Annotated in this window: 7 protein-coding genes; 3 read left to right on the top strand and 4 right to left on the bottom strand. The window is 66.3% G+C overall.

Annotated elements, in window-relative coordinates:
• The first annotated feature begins 106 nt into the window (after positions 1-106).
• Positions 107-1,198: a 3,4-dihydroxy-2-butanone-4-phosphate synthase gene (gene ribB, locus K1X11_RS02650; protein ID WP_225919627.1), complete on the top strand. Its 1,092-nt coding sequence runs from the start codon at positions 107-109 to the stop codon at positions 1,196-1,198.
• Positions 1,199-1,538: 340 nt separating this feature from the next.
• Complete coding sequence (locus K1X11_RS02645; protein ID WP_221032409.1) at positions 1,539-5,573, top strand: glycosyl hydrolase; 4,035 nt, start codon at positions 1,539-1,541, stop codon at positions 5,571-5,573.
• Between the two features lie 193 nt (positions 5,574-5,766).
• Here K1X11_RS02645 and K1X11_RS02640 read toward each other — a convergent pair whose 3' ends face one another.
• From K1X11_RS02640 to K1X11_RS02630, 3 genes are all read right to left on the bottom strand, one after another.
• Complete coding sequence (locus K1X11_RS02640; RefSeq protein ID WP_221032408.1) at positions 5,767-7,506, bottom strand: hypothetical protein; 1,740 nt, start codon at positions 7,504-7,506, stop codon at positions 5,767-5,769.
• 61 nt (positions 7,507-7,567) lie between these two features.
• Positions 7,568-9,271, bottom strand: a complete 1,704-nt coding sequence (locus K1X11_RS02635; protein WP_221032407.1) for a hypothetical protein — start codon at positions 9,269-9,271, stop codon at positions 7,568-7,570.
• 82 nt (positions 9,272-9,353) lie between these two features.
• Positions 9,354-10,559 carry a glycoside hydrolase family 28 protein gene (locus tag K1X11_RS02630; RefSeq protein ID WP_324726067.1) on the bottom strand — a complete coding sequence of 402 codons (1,206 nt, stop codon included), beginning with the start codon at positions 10,557-10,559 and terminating at the stop codon, positions 9,354-9,356.
• A 203-nt stretch (positions 10,560-10,762) separates the two neighbouring features.
• Here K1X11_RS02630 and K1X11_RS02625 point away from each other — a divergent pair, with 203 nt between their 5' ends.
• Complete coding sequence (locus K1X11_RS02625; protein ID WP_221032405.1) at positions 10,763-13,147, top strand: glycoside hydrolase family 95 protein; 2,385 nt, start codon at positions 10,763-10,765, stop codon at positions 13,145-13,147.
• Between the two features lie 139 nt (positions 13,148-13,286).
• Here the strand turns inward: K1X11_RS02625 and K1X11_RS02620 are convergent, their stop codons facing one another.
• Complete coding sequence (locus tag K1X11_RS02620; protein WP_221032404.1) at positions 13,287-15,695, bottom strand: glycoside hydrolase family 95 protein; 2,409 nt, start codon at positions 15,693-15,695, stop codon at positions 13,287-13,289.
• Positions 15,696-15,781: the final 86 nt, after the last annotated feature.

Here is a 15,781-nt window from a genome sequence, read left to right as displayed (position 1 = left end):
CCGCAACGGGGAGCGCGCTGTCGCCGGGACCAAACTCATGCGGTAATTCGATGGACGGGTTTTGACAGCCGAGGCCGCTTGGGTGTCTGGTGGCGGTCGCATGCAGATGAATGAGTCTGAGATCTTTGATTCGGTGCAGGACGCCATCGCGGATATTGCCGCGGGCAAACTCGTGATCGTGACCGACGACGCCGACCGTGAGAACGAGGGCGACCTCATCATGGCCGCCTCCAAAGCCACGCCCGAGACGGTCAACATGATGATCCGCTATGGCAGCGGTATCGTTTGTGTGCCCATGCTCGAAGCCGGCCTGGCGCCGCTCGGCCTCGGGTCGATGGTGGCCCGCAACCGCGAGGTGTATCGCACCGACTTCACCGTGACGGTCGATGCCCGCGAGGGTATTTCCACTGGCATCAGCGCGAGCGACCGCACCCGCACGATTCGCCTGTTGGCCAATCCGGCCTCGACGCCCGATGACTTTGTGCAACCCGGCCACGTGTTCCCGCTGCGCGCCCGTCCGGGCGGTGTGCTGGAGCGGGCAGGGCACACGGAGGCTGCGATCGACCTCGCCGTGCTCGCCGGACTGCCGCCGAGTGGCGTGCTGTGTGAGCTAGTCAACGACGACGGCACCGTCAAACGCGTGCCCGATCTGCTGAAATTTAAGCGCGAGTTTGGCCTGAAAATGATCTCGATCGCGCAGCTCATCGAACATCGCCTGCGCTTTGACTGCCTCGTCGATGAGGTGAGCTCCGCCCCGTTTGAGTCGGCCTTTGGCACCTTCCAGGCCCACGTCTTTAAAAACCGCCTGGATAATCGCCACCACCTGGCGCTGGTTCACGGCGAGGTGGGGGATGGTCCCGCGCTCGTGCGAGTGCACAGCCAGAATCTGCTCACCGATGTCTTCAAGGATGCGCGCCAAGCCACGGCGGGATCGATCGACGAAGCCATCGCCGCCATCGTCAAAAACGGTTCGGGCGTGGTGCTCTGCATGGAGCCGGCCGATTGCTCGGCTGCGCTCGTGCGTCGCCTCAGCAGCGGCGTCGACAGTGGGGCGATGGACCTGCGCGATTACGGCGTGGGCGCCCAGATCCTGCGTCAGCTCGGCCTGCAACGCATCCAGTTGCTCACCAACTCGCAGCGCCGGATCGTCGGCCTCGAAGCCCACGGCATCGAGATCGAGGGCACGGTCGGCTTCTGAGCGGCGCAACGCGCGCCGTTCTCAGTTCGCCCCTACCTGCGTGACGCCGCCGGGGACGTCGGCGTCCACCTGCGGTCCGAGGTGGACCGAGACCTCCGGGCTCGGTCGGCGTTGGGTCGGGGAACGTGGCCGAGCACGAGCCATTCAGGCGCGGTCGGCCCGGCGGTCCGACCCTACCGACGCGACGCCGCCGGGGACGTCGGCGTCCACCATGGGCAGTAGGATCCGTCCAGTTTTAGGGCGAATCCCGGAGGAATTACGCGGATTCCATACGGTAGGGTGAGGATCCCCCATTGTTTTGCCCCGCCTGAACCGTAGCGTGAACCCCTTGCCTGTCGCCATGCCCCGTCCTCGTTTTCTGTCTCCGTTCCTCTCCTTGGCCGTCGGTCTCGCCGGCATCGTGGTTTGCCTCGCACCCGTGTCCACGCGTGCGGCCGAGCCGTTCCCCGAGCTCGCCGCGGGCTTCGCGGCGCCGCCGCCCGAGACCCGCCCGTGGGCCTTTTGGTTTTGGATGAATGGCAACGTGTCGCGCGAAGGCATCACCCGCGACATCGAGGCCATGGCCGCGGTCGGAATGGGCGGCGTGATGGCTTTTGACGGCGGTGACTACCTGCCGCAGGGCCCTGCCACCTACCTCGGTGAGGAGTGGCGCAGCCTCATGGCCCACGCCATCAGCGAGGGCAACCGCCTCGGCATCGAGATTGGCATGCACAACGCGCCGGGTTGGTCCAGCAGCGGCGGTCCTTGGATCACGCCCGAACTCGCCATGCAGCAACTGGTGTGGAGCGAAACGACCGTCGTGGGCGGGCACTCGGTCGACCTCGCGCTCGCGCAGCCGCAGATCAACGAGGGGTATTATCGCGACATCGCGGTGCTGGCGTTCCCGGCGCCGGCGGCGGAGACCACGCCCTACCTGAGCGCGATCGAGCGCGTGACCGTGAGTGACGGCCGCACCATCGATCCGGCGATCCTGGCCGACGGCTCCTGGGACACCAAGGTCGAGCTCAAGGCTGGCGACGCCCTCGACATCGTGTTCGCCGAACCGGTGGCGCTGCACGCCCTGACCGCGCAACCGACCCGCGACGGGCGTTTTCCGAACCTGCAATTTGAAGCCTCGATCGACGGCACGGATTTCGCGGCCGTGACCCGGGTGTCCTCACCCGGGCGCCACGGCATCATCGCGCCGGCGGTGCGTTCGTTTGAGACGGGCGCGATCCGCGTGGCGCGTTTCACGGCGACGCGCGACGGCGAGTTGGGCGACCTCGCGTTACACCGCACGCCACGCGTCTCGGACTGGGTGGCGAAAGCCAATTTCGATTACCGCGTGTCGGGTCAACTCAAGCTCCCGACGCCGGTTTCGCCGACCGCGACCATCGATCCGGCCGCGGTGCTCGACCTCACAGCACAGGTGAACGACGGCCGCTTGCAATGGGATGCTCCGGCCGGCGCCTGGATCGTGCTGCGGCTGGGCCAGACACCGACCGGCAAAACCAATGTCGCGGCCTCTGTCGCGGGCACCGGCCTGGAGTGCGACAAGTTTAACCCCGCCGCGGTCGATCGCCATTTCAACACCGTGATCAAGCAGGTCATGGCCGACGCCACCGCCGTCGGCGCCAAGGGCCCGGCCACGCTCACCATCGATAGCTACGAGGCGGGCATGCAGAATTGGACGGCGGCGATGCCCGCCGAGTTTGCCGCCCGCGCCGGTTACGATCTGCGGCCCTACCTGCCGGCGCTCACCGGCCGCATCGTGGGCGACGCCGGCGTGTCGGAGCGCTTCCTCTACGACTTCCGCCGCGTGCAGGCGCAGCTCATGGCCGAGCACTACTACGGTCGCATGGGCGAACATGCCCGCGCGCACGGCCTGCGCTTTTTCATCGAGGGTTATGGGCCGGGCAACTTCGACGAGTTGCAGGTCGCCGGTCTGCCCGACGTGCCCACCACCGAGTTCTGGGCGCGCACGCCCTGGACGCCGAACCGCGTTGTCAAAATGGTGACCTCGGCCGCGCACGTCTACGGCAAGCCGGTGGTCGCCGCCGAGTCATTCACCGGGTGGTCGGAGAGCGCGCGTTGGCTGGGCTACCCATATGCGTTCAAGGCGTTGGGCGACGAGATGTTTGCCCACGGCATGAACCACATCGTCTTTCACCGCTGGGCGCATCAACCACATCCGACGGCCGGTCCGGGCATGGCGCAGGGCCCGTATGGTTCGCATATTGAGCGCACAAACACCTGGTTCCTGAAAAGCAGCGAGTGGATCAATACCATCGCGCGCAGCCAGTTCCTGCTGCGGCAGGGCACCTATGCGGCCGACGTGCTCTACTTCATCGGCGAGCGTTCGCCCGATCCTTCGCAATACGCCATGCCGGTGCTGCCACCGGGCTACACCTACGACCTGATCAATGCCGAGGCGCTGCTCAATCGCATCACGGTGCGCGACGGCGCCTACACGCTGCCGGAAGGTGGGCGCTATCGGTTGTTGGTGCTGCCGGATAACTTGCGGGCAATGAGCCCGACGGTGCTGGCCAAGCTGCGCGAATTTGTGGCCGCCGGCGGCACCGTGCTGGGACCGAAGCCCGAGTTCTCGCCCACGCTCACCGGGTATCCGCAAAGCGAAACGCACATGCTGGCCATGGCCGACGCGCTCTGGGCGCAGGGTGATCGCGTCTGGACCGGCTTAAGCATCGGCGAGGCGCTGCAACGTCTCGAACTCGCGCCCGACGTGACCTGGACCGGCCCGCGCGCCGACACGGCGCTGTCCTGGGCCCACCGCCGCTTGGACGGCGCGGATCTGTTTTTCATCGGCAACAAACAACGCGCGGTGGAGGACCTCACGCTTTCGCTGCGCGACATGGCCGGTCGCGAGCCGCAGTTGTGGTGGCCGGAGAGCGGTCGCCATGAGCGACTGGCGGTGTATTCAAATGATGGAGACCGGACGCTCGTGCCGCTGCGGCTCGAACCGAGCGAATCGGTTTTCGTGCTGCTGCCCGATGCGGTCGAACCGATCGCGGCGGCGGCGGCAACCCTGACGCGCGACGGACAACCCGTGTTGGCGGCGACGACGGTCGCGCCCGAGGCCCTGGATGTGCACGGCGATTTCACCATGGCGATCTGGGTCAAGCCCGACACCAACCTGCGCGTCATGCCGAAGGAATCGACGACCGGCCGCATCGATGAAGTCGGCAAGTTTTACGCGATCCCGGCCGATCCGGGCGACGTGCGTTTCGGCGCGGGTCACGCCACGGCGGGCTTGGCGGTCGGGCGCAACGGCATCTTCGTGGTCGAGCGCGCGACCGAGTCCTGCCCGGCGGTGCTGGTGTGGGAGCAGCCCGTCTCGGGTTGGACGCATGTGGCCGTGGTCTATCGCGACGGCGTGCCGGAGTTGTATGTGAACGGCGCGCACGTGCACACCGGCCTCAAGTCCGGTGCGATCGTGCACTCGGGCGTGGGCGCGCCGCCACCGCCGGTCGATTACATGCTCAGCTTCCCGGGCATCGAACGCCTGACGCGAGCGGCTGGCGAAAGACCGCCGCCGTCACGTGGCGTGGTGTATTATTTTGAAGGCAACACCACGCCGGCGCTGAGCGTGGCGCGCGCGCTGGAGGGGGCGGAACTCGCGCAGCAGTTCGCGGCCGGCGCACCACCGCTGGCCTTGCCGGTGGTGAGTGAAGTTTCGCGCGACACGGGCAGCGACACGGCAGACCGCGTGAGCGCGGTGGTGTGGCAGAGCGGCGCTTACGCCTTGGATGACGGGGCGACGACGGTCGTCGACGTGGCGACGCCGATCACGCTCGACGGCGCATGGACCGTGGCGTTCCAGGCCGATCGGGGTGCGCCGGATTCCATTACGTTGCCGGCCTTGCAGTCGCTGCATCGGCACGCGGATTTCGGCGTAAAACACTTCGCGGGCACGGCGAGTTATCGACACAGCGTTGACGTTCCCGAGGCGTGGCTGGCGTCGGATCGACGCGTGGTGCTCGACCTCGGTCGGGTGGAGGTCATCGCCGAAGTGAGCCTCAACGGCCGTCCGGTCGGCAACGTGTGGAAGGAGCCGTATCGGCTCGACGTGACCGACTTCGTGCATGCCGGCGTGAATGAACTGGATGTGCAGGTCACCACGCTCTGGCCCAATCGTTTGATCGGTGACGAATTCCTGCCGGTGGAGGATCACTTCGGCCGCGCCGATGAGCGTGGCGTCGAAGCCGGCGGTATCGGCGAGTTGCCCGACTGGTATAAGCGGGGCGAGCCCAAGCCCGCCGGTGGGCGCGTGTCGTTTGCGACTTGGAAGTTTTACGACAAGGACGAGCCGCTGCTGGCCTCGGGATTGCTCGGCCCGGTGCGGCTGTTGAACCCCGTGCGGGTGGGGTTGCGGTAAGGCACAGGCCGACCGATAGGGTGAAACGACGCCGCCGGGGACGTCGGCGTCCACCTGCGGTCTGAGGTGGACCGGGACCTCCGGGCGCGGTCGGCGGTGTGAGGGTGGAAGCACGCAGCGGTCGGCCCGGCCGGGAGGACGGGCCCTACCAACGTGACGCCGCCGGGGACGTCGGCGTCCACCGGGACCCGGCTCAGTTGCGCACCTCGAGTTCGCCGATTTCGGTCGCGTAGCGGTAGAGGTGTTCGTTGAGGAAGCGTTCGATGTGGGCGAAGAGTAGGGCGGTTTCGACCGGGCGATCGGGTTGCAGCGCCAGAAATTCGGCGGGTTGCAGTTCACATTGAACCTGTCGCCGCTGGAGTTGGTAGCGCGTGTTGACCGCGGTCTCCTTTTGCGGCGACGCACCTTCGCGTGAACCGATGCCGTTATTGTAGATCACCAACGCTGCGCCCGCGAAACCGTCTGGGCTGGCTTTAAGGGAGGCATACCACGCCGGGTCACGTTTACGGCTTTGAGGGGGGACATTGTAGGCGATGATACCGCGAAAGCGGCCGGGCAGACGGGCTGCCAGATCGAGTGAGGCGACCGACGCAAAGGCCGTGCCAAAGACCGCGACAGCACGGCGGCTGAGTTGGTGGTGTTCCGCCGCGTGGTCGAGTGCCCGCGCGGCCCGCTCGGCGAACGTCTGGTTGGCGTCCGTTTCCTCGTGTCGAGTGTTGTAGGCAGTGGGTGGCTCGACGGGCCGGAGTTGGTTCGAGCCGATAACCCAACGCTCCGACTCGCCGAGGTAGGAATCGAATTCGCGGAGGAACTGTCGACCGGGTTGTGGTTTGATCTTCGGATCATGGATCCCGACCACGGCGAAGCCCATTTCGGTGAGGGCGGCGACGATGGGTGAATAGGTGTGCGCGGCATCGACGGTGCCGTTGGCGCGTTCCATGAACAAAACCACCGGGGCGCGTTCGGAAAGGGAGTAACGCGGGGTCGAAATCCAACCGGTGATGGGGGCCACCGGATCGGGCACCGTGAAGGTCTCTAAGTCCACCGGACGACGCAGGGAGTTGTCGGGGGCGACGCGCGCGAGGTCCCAAATCTGTCTGTTGGTCGGGTCACAAACGTAGAAGGACCCGGGGTGGTTGAGCGTCTGGATGCGGGCGATGCGGCGCGGCAGGGGGCTGGTGGTGCGTTGAAGCTCGATCCGGGCGTCGGGGAAGAGTACTTCGAGGAAGGTGAAGTAGGCCTCGCTGCCTTTCTCGCCGGCTTTGCGCTGATCGGCCAGCGACCGAACAAAGGCCACTTGGTCCTCTTTGCGCAGCTTGCGGATTTTTCCGGTCAACAGGTCGGTTTCGTCCCAAACCTCGTAGGGGCGCATGCCTTGCATGGGAGGCACCATGTAGGAGCTAATCAACAGCGGTTTCGGCTCCAGCGACATCGCGCGGAAGCGGAGGTTGCGATCCTCGTCCAGACCCGAGCGCAAGGCCACCGCGTGGTTGCCATCGGCATCGAAGGCGAAGAGCACGTTTTGTCCGCGAAAGGTCCTCGCGATGATGTTGCTGCCGACAACGAGGCGGTCGGGCGAAATCCAGCGCAGCACTTCGGCGCGCGGCAGCTGATCCATGCCCAGCCGGGCCATCCGCCAGCTGGTCGCGAGTTGGTTGGAGCCAACGACGACCTCGGCCAGGGGCTGTGACGGACGGCTGAGATCAAGGGTGAGAATGGAGAGTTTGTCTTCGCGGCGCAGATCAAACGCGGCCTTGGTGCCGTCGGGGGACAGAGCGGCCACGCTGGTGGCGGGCGAGAAGAAGAAGGGCTCAAAACGCTCGGCGGCGGCGAGCAGCGGTGCGTCGGGGGTCTCGGCCGACAACCGAACCGCCCTCGGCGCGAGCGAGAGCAAGGCCCCGACCAGCAGGTAAGCAACGAAGCGAGGTGGCATACCGGAAAATCGCGAAACGGTGTTTGAGACGACCGCTCCCGGCGAAGTGTCGCCGGCGTGGTCAGGGATTTAGGCTCGCCTGGAGAAAGGCTTCAACCTGCGCGAGCGTGGCGGCGTAGTGGGTGCTCGCCATCGGGTTCACCCCTTCAAAATCGGTGGGCGCCTCTTCGCAGTCGACGCCGACCGCCTTTAATTTGGCGGTCACACGGCCGACGTAGGAAACGATGCGCGGGCGGGAATCCGGGTAGGCAAAGAAGGCGCGCGTTTTGATGTGTGCCGCGTCTTTTTCGATGAGTTGGGACCATTCGCCCATCTCTTCCGGACCGCTCCCGAGGTTAACGCCGCACAACACCAGCGCCTTAAACCGGGTCGGGGCATGGGTGTAGAGCAACAAGCTTTGGCGATCGCACTGGCCGTCCGCAAAGAGTGCGACCTTGGTGCGACTCAAACCGTGTTGCGCTGATACCAATTCGAGCGCGCGCAGGACGTGGTCGAGTTCGCGCTGGACCTGTTCCAGGGGCGGGTTGAGCCGGAGCCGCATGAGCTCCCGGTCCGCGGTGAAGTCTGCCTGCTCTGGAGCGGGTGGGGGATCGAGCAGCGGCATCAGGCGACGTTCGCTCATCGTGAGGTGCATGCCTGCCGATTGGTTTTCCCAATCGCTTGGTTCCACCGCGACGACGGCGTAACCCATGGTATTGAAGGCGGCGATGAGGGGTTCAAATTCTTGATGCCTCATCTTGTATCCAATTTTCCATGGCAGGTAGATCACCGGCAGATCGGCGAGGCGCTCGCCGGCGGGCAAGGAGACGAAGCCGCGAAACGTTTCGCCCTGGTTTTCCAGTTCAAACAGTTGAAAGGCGGGCGGGGCGCCAGCGGGTCGGGCCGGGTCACCGGTGAGATCCCACAGCTGGCCCGTGGCGCGATCGAAGGCGAGGAAGCGGGCAGGCCGATCGGCGCGTTTTAACCGCGCAACCCGGCGACTGGATCCCGGGGCGGTGGACAGGAGATCGAACTGGACTCCCGGCAAGGTGCGGCGGAGGAAGGCCGCGTCCGCGTCGAGATCGCCGTGTTGTTGGTCGCGCGTGGCGCTGAGGGAGGCGAGCAGCGTGGCGAACTCCGGATCCGCTGCATCGACCGATCGGGTGGCCCCGGTGTTGAGGTCGAGCACTTGCAACTCGCTCGGCCCCATGGTGCGTCGGGGAGCGGATGGGTCGCCGGACTTGAAGCTGGTCGTTCTGGCGCGCGTCCGACGACTCGGGATGACCACGACCTGCGGAGTGGGGCCCGCAATCGGTCCGATCGGCATGCTGAGACCGCCATCGGTGTCGAGCGCCCGAGGATCGGTCGCATTGCTCCCATCGGCATCAAAACTGAAAACAGCCACATGAGGCCGACTCAGTGTCGGGGTGATGGTGGCGGCAACGATCCGTTCGGGGCTGGCCCAGGAGAGGAGCAGCACCTCGCAGCGCGCGTCTTCCCGCGTCCGCTGCGGAGGATCCTGCGCAATTACGACGTTACCGAGCAGACCCTGCGGGGCGTCCAAGTCGAAAACGATGATGGAAATCTGTGCTCCCTGCCGCAGGTCAAAAGCGACTTTGCGACCGTCGGGAGAAAGCACCGCGGTGGTGGTGGCGGGTGGGGCAAAAATGGGCGCCAGCCGGGCGGCGGCGGCGGTTGAATCGAAGTCGGCGTGGGCAACGTCGGCGGCAAGCGCGGGAGACGCGAACAGGAGACCGGTCAACAGACCGGTAAGTGGACGCAACATGGGGAGGTGGGGTTGATGTCGAGTCGTCGGTGCGGGAGGGGAGTGGGGCCAGAGAAAGGGGGAGCACGAAGGGCGTTGCGGCTCAGTTTACCGGCTCGCCGTTGAAGGTGCTGCGGGTGGCTTCGATCGTGACATTGTCGCCGAGTTTGAAGTCAGATTTGTCGAAGGTGAGGTTCACGTTGTCGAGCACGATGGGGGCAATGGTGTCGCCCTCGTTGGTGACGATGCGGCCGGGCGAGCCGTAGTGGCCGGTGAAGTTGCGCAGGACGATGCCGTCGACTTGACGCGAGGGTTTGGGATGGCCCTTGAGGTCGAAGAACTGCAGCCACGGATTCACGTCGAAGAGGCGGCCGCCGCCCTGCACTTCGATGTTCTCGAAGAGGATGTTGGAGTAATGCTGCGGCGTGTCGGGGCGCAGCTTGAGACGCACAAGGTTGATGTCGCCAATGACCTTGGAATCGCGGATCACGACGTCCCGGATGAGCGTCGCCTCGCTGCCGCAGGTGAGCACGCCGTGGCCGTCCTGGAAGGTGCAGTTTTCGACGAGGATGCGTTCGACGGGCGGGCTGGTTTCATCCTGATCGGCCAGCGGGCCCTTGGTGCCTTTGAGGGCGATGCAATCGTCATCGACGGCGATGAAGCAGCCGCGCACGACGACGTCCTGGCAGCTGTCGATGTCGATGCCATCGGAGCTCGGCGCACGCACGGGCGCGCCGGGGCCTGGCGCGTGGATGGAGACGTTTTCGACCAGGACCTTTTGGCAGTTGTAGAGATGGATGTTCCAAAAACCGGAGTCGCGCAGGGTGAGGCCGCGGATGTCGACGTTGGTGCAGCGATCGATGAAGAACAGGCGCGGGCGCTCCACCTCGAGGTTGGTGCACTGCGGGTTCTCTTTGCGCCGGGCCCAGAAGGCTTCCCAGAAGACGCGACCGTTGCCGTTGATCTCACCCTCGCCGGAGAGTTTGAGGCCGTCGATCTGTGAGGCGTTGACGAGAGCGACGCGCCACTCGGGGAAGTGGCCCTCGATGCGAGTGGTGCGTTTGGGATAGTCGGCGAGATCGTCGGAGCCGAGGAGGATGGCGCCGGCGGCGACGTGGAGTTCAACGTCCTGTTTGAGGAAGATGGCGCCACTGCGGAAGGTCCCGGCCGGGATGACGACGCGGCCACCGCCGGCGTCATGGGCGGCGTCGATGGTCGCCTGGATGGCGCTCGTGTTGAGCGTGGTGCCGTCGGCAATGGCACCGTGGTCGGTGATGACAAAATCGGCAGCCAGCAGCGGGGCGGTCATGAGGCAAAGCAGAGCGGAAAATCGCGGGAAACGCATGGGGATGGGGGACGGTTCGGAGACCGCGCAGATTAGGGGAACGAGGTCACAACTATACCGGTTCCGCTGTCGGATCGTCTGAGTGGATCGGGAGGAAGTGTTGCGGGATCGTTGGATCGGGACGGTTGAACATGGCCTAGACCCGGCGGCGAGGTGAAGGTGCCGCCATGTTTTGGAAACCCCTCTTGTGGCTGGGCGCCTTGTTGGCGGTCGGATCGGTGTCTGGTGTGGCGGCGGAAATGTCGGCGGCGGAAACGGTGCTCTGGTATGAGCAGCCGGCGGCGAAGTGGGAGGAGGCATTGCCGGTCGGCAGTGGTCGGCTCGGTGCCATGGTCTTCGGCGGCGTGGCCGAGGAACGGATTCAGTTCAACGAGGACACCCTCTGGGCCGGCAAACCACACAACTACGTGCGGGCCGGGTCCGCGGACGTGGTGCCGGAGGTGCGGCGGTTGTTGCGTGAAGGCGAAATCGAGGCAGCGGGCAAAGCCGTGCGGGCGGGCATGCTGAGCGATCCGGTGCGGCAGAAGCCGTATCAGCCCTTTGGTGACCTGCGCTTGACGATGCCGATCGGTGAGGACGCGGCGGTGAGCGGCTACCGCCGGGAGCTGGATTTAGACGGGGCGGTGGCGACGACGCGCTTTGCGGTGGGCGGCGTGAGTTACGTGCGCGAAGTGATCGCGAGTTATCCGGATCGTTGTCTGGTCGTGCGGCTGACAGCAGATCACCCCGGCGCGATCGCGGTGGCGGTGGGGCTGGATTCCCCGCATCGCGATGCCACGGTCGACGTGGTGGGGGAAACCGCGCGGTTGCGCGGACGCGTGCAGGCCGACGGGCTGCGTTTTGAGGGACGAGCGGAAGTGCGGGCCGAGGGCGGCAAGGTGTCGGCGCAGGGCACGCAGGTGGCTGTGAGCGGTGCCGACGCGGTGACCATCGTGCTCGTGGCGGAGACGAGTTTTAGGTCGTGGGAAGATATTTCGGGCGATCCGGCGGTGCGCTGTGATGCGACGCTGGCGGCGTTGGCGAAGGTGGGTTGGCCGGAGTTGTTGGCGCGGCACCAGGCGGATCATCGCGCGCTGTTTCGGCGGGTGGCCCTGAGCTTGCCGGAGAAGGCGGATTCGATGCTGCCGACGGATCGGCGGGTGAAGGCGGTGCGCGCGGCGAAGACGATCGACGGAGATCCCGCGCTGGGCGCGTTGGAGTTCAACTACGGGCGTTATCTGATGATCGGGAGCAGTCGGCCCGGCACGCAGCCGGCGAATCTGCAAGGGGTGTGGAACCCACTGATCGATCCGCCGTGGGAGAGCAAATACACCCTGAACATCAACTGTGAGATGAACTACTGGTTGGCCGAGGTAACCAACCTCGCTGAGTGCCATGAACCGCTGTTCGACATGGTGCGGGATCTGGAAGTGAGCGGGGCGCGCACCGCCGAGCAATTGTATGGCGCGCGCGGCTGGGTGGTGCATCACAACACCGACCTGTGGCGCGGCTCGGCGCCGATCAACAACATCGACGGCGTGTGGCCGACGGGCGGGGCCTGGCTGTGTTTTCACCTGTGGGAACACTACCGTTACAGCGGTGACGTGGACTTTCTGCGGGAGCGGGCGTGGCCGGCGATGAAGGCGGCGTCGTTGTTTTTTGTGGATACGCTGGAGCGCGACGAGAAGACCGGCTGGCTGGTCACGAATCCGTCGTTCTCACCGGAGATGGATCCGCTGACCCGTGGGCCCACGATGGATAACCAGCTCATCCGCTGGCTGTGGACGGCGACTTTAGAGGCGGCGCAGGTGCTCCAGCAGGACGGAGGGGTTAACCACGAAAAACACGAAAGACACGAAAGCGGAGAGGCAGGGTTGGGTGGGCCCACGGAATACACGGACTACACGGAAACGGCCAAGGAGTTGGCAGCATTGCTGCCGCAGTTGCCGCCTAATCAGATCGGGCAGCATGGGCAGCTGCAGGAGTGGCTCGATGATGTGGATAAACCCCACAATGCCCACCGTCACATGTCGCCGCTGTGGGCGCTGTTTCCGGGCACCGACATCGTGCCGGAAAGTGGCGCGGTCTATGATGCGGCCAAGGTGCTGCTCGATTGGCGGGGGGATGGCAGCACGGGCTGGAGCTTCGCCTGGCGCGTGCCGCTGTGGGCGCGGGTCGGTGACGGGGAGATGGCCTATCGGCAGTTCGAAGGCCTGCTGACCAAACGCACCCTGCCCAACATGTTTGATCTTTGCGGACCGTTTCAGATCGATGGCAACTTCGGCATGACGGCCGGCTTGGCGGAAATGCTGATGCAGAGTCACCGTCGGGCGGAAGACGGTGCGGTGGCGATCGATTTGTTGCCGGCCTTGCCGCAGGTGTGGGCGGACGGCGCTGTATCCGGCCTGCGGGCACGCGATGGCTTTCAGGTCGATCTGCGCTGGGAGCAGGGCGCGGTGGTGGCGGCCGAAGTGCGATCGACGCGGGGCCACCCGGCCGTGGTGCGCCTGCCGGATGGACGGAGTTTTGCGCTGCGGTTGGCGAAGGGAGAGCGCTGGACCTTGCAACCGTAGGTGATCCCCACGCCCCGGTCGGCCCGGCGCTTGCCCGCCTCGGGCGGGGTCTGGCCCGACCAACGCGACGCCGCCGGGGACGTCGGCGTCCACCTGAGGTAAAGGTGGACCGGGGCCTCCGGACCCGGTCGCGGCAGCCCTACAGCGGGAGGTCGATCGATTCGCCGGGGGCGAGGTGCAGGGGGATGGCGCGGTCGCCGAGGCGGACGACGGCGGGGTGACCTTTGAGGCTGGTGATGCGGGCGGCGGTGAGCTGGCCATCGGCCCAGGTGAGATCGACTTCGAAACCGCCGCGTGCCCGGAGTCCGGATACAGCGCCTTCGGCCCAGGCGGAGGGCAACGCGGGCAGGAGTGTGAGGGTGTCGGCTGAACTTTGCAGCAGCATCTCGGCGATGGCGGCGGTGCCACCGAAGTTGCCGTCGATTTGGAAGGGCGGGTGAGCGTCGAAGAGGTTGGCGTAGGTGCCGCCGCTCCACTGCTTGCGGTTGGTGGTGGCGTTGGCGGGTTTGAGGGCGTTGACGAGCAGGGTGTGGGCGCGGTCGCCGTCGCCGAGACGGGCCCACATGCCCATCTTGTAGGCGAGGCTCCAGCCGGTGCTGCCGTCGCCGCGCACGTCGAGGGTGCGACGGGCGCCGGCGGCGAGGTCGGGCGTGGCATCCGGGGTGATTTCGTCGCCCGGATACAGGCCCCAGAGATGGGCAACGTGGCGGTGTTGCGGGTCGGCTTCGGGATAGGGCTCGAGCCACTCCATGACGCGGCCGTCCGGGCCGAGGCGGGTGGGGGCGAGGCGATCGCGGGCGGTGCGGAGTTCGGCCTGCAGGTCGGCGTCGCGATCGAGCACGGCGGCGGCATCGGCGGTGGCAGCGAAGAGGTAGCGCAGGAGCTGCATGTCGGCGGTGGGACCGAGGCAAACGTGGGCCTTGGTGCCGTCGGGCAGGAGGAAGGCGTTTTCGGGCGAGTTGGACGGCGCGGTGACGAGCCAGCCGGTCTCGGGGTGCTCGATGAGCATATCGAGGTAGAACAGGGCGGAGCCGCGCAGGATGGGGTAAACGTGTTCGAGGAAGCTGCGGTCGGCGGTGTAGAGGTAGTGATCCCAGAGGTGCTGGCAGAGCCAGGCCGAGCAGGAGACGGTCGAGCCCCAGGAGGCGGATTCGCCGGGCGAGGTGAAGCCCCAGGGGTTGGAGAGGAGGAAGGACACCCAGCCGCGGGCACCGTAGTAGGTTTGGGCGGTTTTAGTGCCGGGTTCGACGAGCGAGCCGATAAGGGCAAAGAGCGGTTGGTGCAGCTCGGAGAGGTTGGTGCTCTCAGCCGGCCAGTAGTTCATTTGCACGTTGATGTTGGTGTGCCAGTCACCGTTCCAAGCGGTCTGAATCTTGTCGGCCCAGATGCCTTGGAGGTTGGCGGGCAGGCCACCGGGGCGGGAGGAGGAGATGAGCAAATAGCGGCCGAAGTTGAAATAAAGGGCGGCGAGGGACGGATCGGCTGCGCCGGCGTGAAAGGCCTGCAGGCGCTCGGGCGTCGGGCGGGTGGCGGCGGCCGAATCGGGGGCGCCGAGTTGGAGGGTGACGCGGTTGAAGAAATGTTGGTAATCGGCGACGTGACGCTGGCGGAGCTCGGCGTAGGCGCGGGTGGTGGCGCCGGCGAGATCGGCGTCGGCGGACTCGGTGGCATCGGTCACACCGCGGCCGGCGAAGGTCTGGATGTCGGTGGCAGCGGTGAAGAGCAGTTCAACTTCGTCGGCGCCGGTGATGCGCAGGGTGGGCGTGCCATCGACGTCGACGGTGGTGGTGTGGCCACCGCGGGTGCGCGCGAGGAGGCGACCGGTGTAGCGGACGCCCGTGGTGCCGTCGTGGCCGTCGTTGAGTTGGCCGTCCATGCGGAGGCCGTCGTGGCCAACCGCGGCGAGGGTAACGCGCTCGGGACGGGCCAGGGTGGCGTCGAAGGAGAGCGCGCCGGGCCGGGACGCGGTGAGGCGCAGGACAAAAGCCTCGTCGGGCGCGCTGACGAACGCCTCGCGGGTGTAGGTGATGTCGGCCTGGGTGTAGGTGAGGCGCGCGGTGGCGGTGGCGAGATCGAGTTCGCGACGGTAGGTGGTGGTCGGCGCGGCAGCGTCGGGGCCGGTGAAGGTGAGGCGGAGGTCGCCGAGGGTCTGGTAACAACCGTAGGGCACGTTGGCGCCAACGCCCTTGCCCGAGCCCTCGCCAGCACAGGTGAAGTGTTCGTTCACGAGGGCTTCGGCGGCTGCGTTATCACCGGCGAGCAGGAGGCGGCGAATCTCGGGTAGGACGGCGGCGGCACCGGGGCGGTCAGCCTCCTGGGGCGAGCCGGACCACATGCCGTTTTCGTTGAGGACGATGCGCTCGGATGTCGGGTCGCCAAAGAGGGCGGCGCCGAGGCGACCGTTGCCGAGCGGGGTCGATTCGAAGAAGGCCGTGGCGGGCGCGTCGAGCACCACAACGTGGGACTCCGCCGGTGGTGTGGCCCGCAGGGTAAAGGCCGCCGAAAGGGCGAGAATCAGGACAGCGCGAGAGGTGAGGCGGGAAAACATGGGAAAGGTCAGAGCGGCGCCAGAATGGGCTTAGGATACGGGAGGAGTTTTTGGGTGGATCGGACCGTCACGGACGAATCCGGGAT

The organism is Actomonas aquatica, from assembly GCF_019679435.2.
GTDB classification, from domain to species: Bacteria; Verrucomicrobiota; Verrucomicrobiia; order Opitutales; family Opitutaceae; genus Actomonas; species Actomonas aquatica.
Note: the sequence above shows the minus strand (reverse complement) of the source record. Positions and strands in the feature narration are given on the sequence as shown.

Coding starts and splice junctions, on each gene's coding strand:
- ribB (WP_225919627.1), top strand. CDS start 107: ATGAATGAGTCTGAGATCTTTGATTCGGTGCAGGACGCCATCGCGGAT.
- K1X11_RS02645 (WP_221032409.1), top strand. CDS start 1,539: ATGCCCCGTCCTCGTTTTCTGTCTCCGTTCCTCTCCTTGGCCGTCGGT.
- K1X11_RS02640 (WP_221032408.1), bottom strand. CDS start 7,506: ATGCCACCTCGCTTCGTTGCTTACCTGCTGGTCGGGGCCTTGCTCTCG.
- K1X11_RS02635 (WP_221032407.1), bottom strand. CDS start 9,271: ATGTTGCGTCCACTTACCGGTCTGTTGACCGGTCTCCTGTTCGCGTCT.
- K1X11_RS02630 (WP_324726067.1), bottom strand. CDS start 10,559: ATGACCGCCCCGCTGCTGGCTGCCGATTTTGTCATCACCGACCACGGT.
- K1X11_RS02625 (WP_221032405.1), top strand. CDS start 10,763: ATGTTTTGGAAACCCCTCTTGTGGCTGGGCGCCTTGTTGGCGGTCGGA.
- K1X11_RS02620 (WP_221032404.1), bottom strand. CDS start 15,695: ATGTTTTCCCGCCTCACCTCTCGCGCTGTCCTGATTCTCGCCCTTTCG.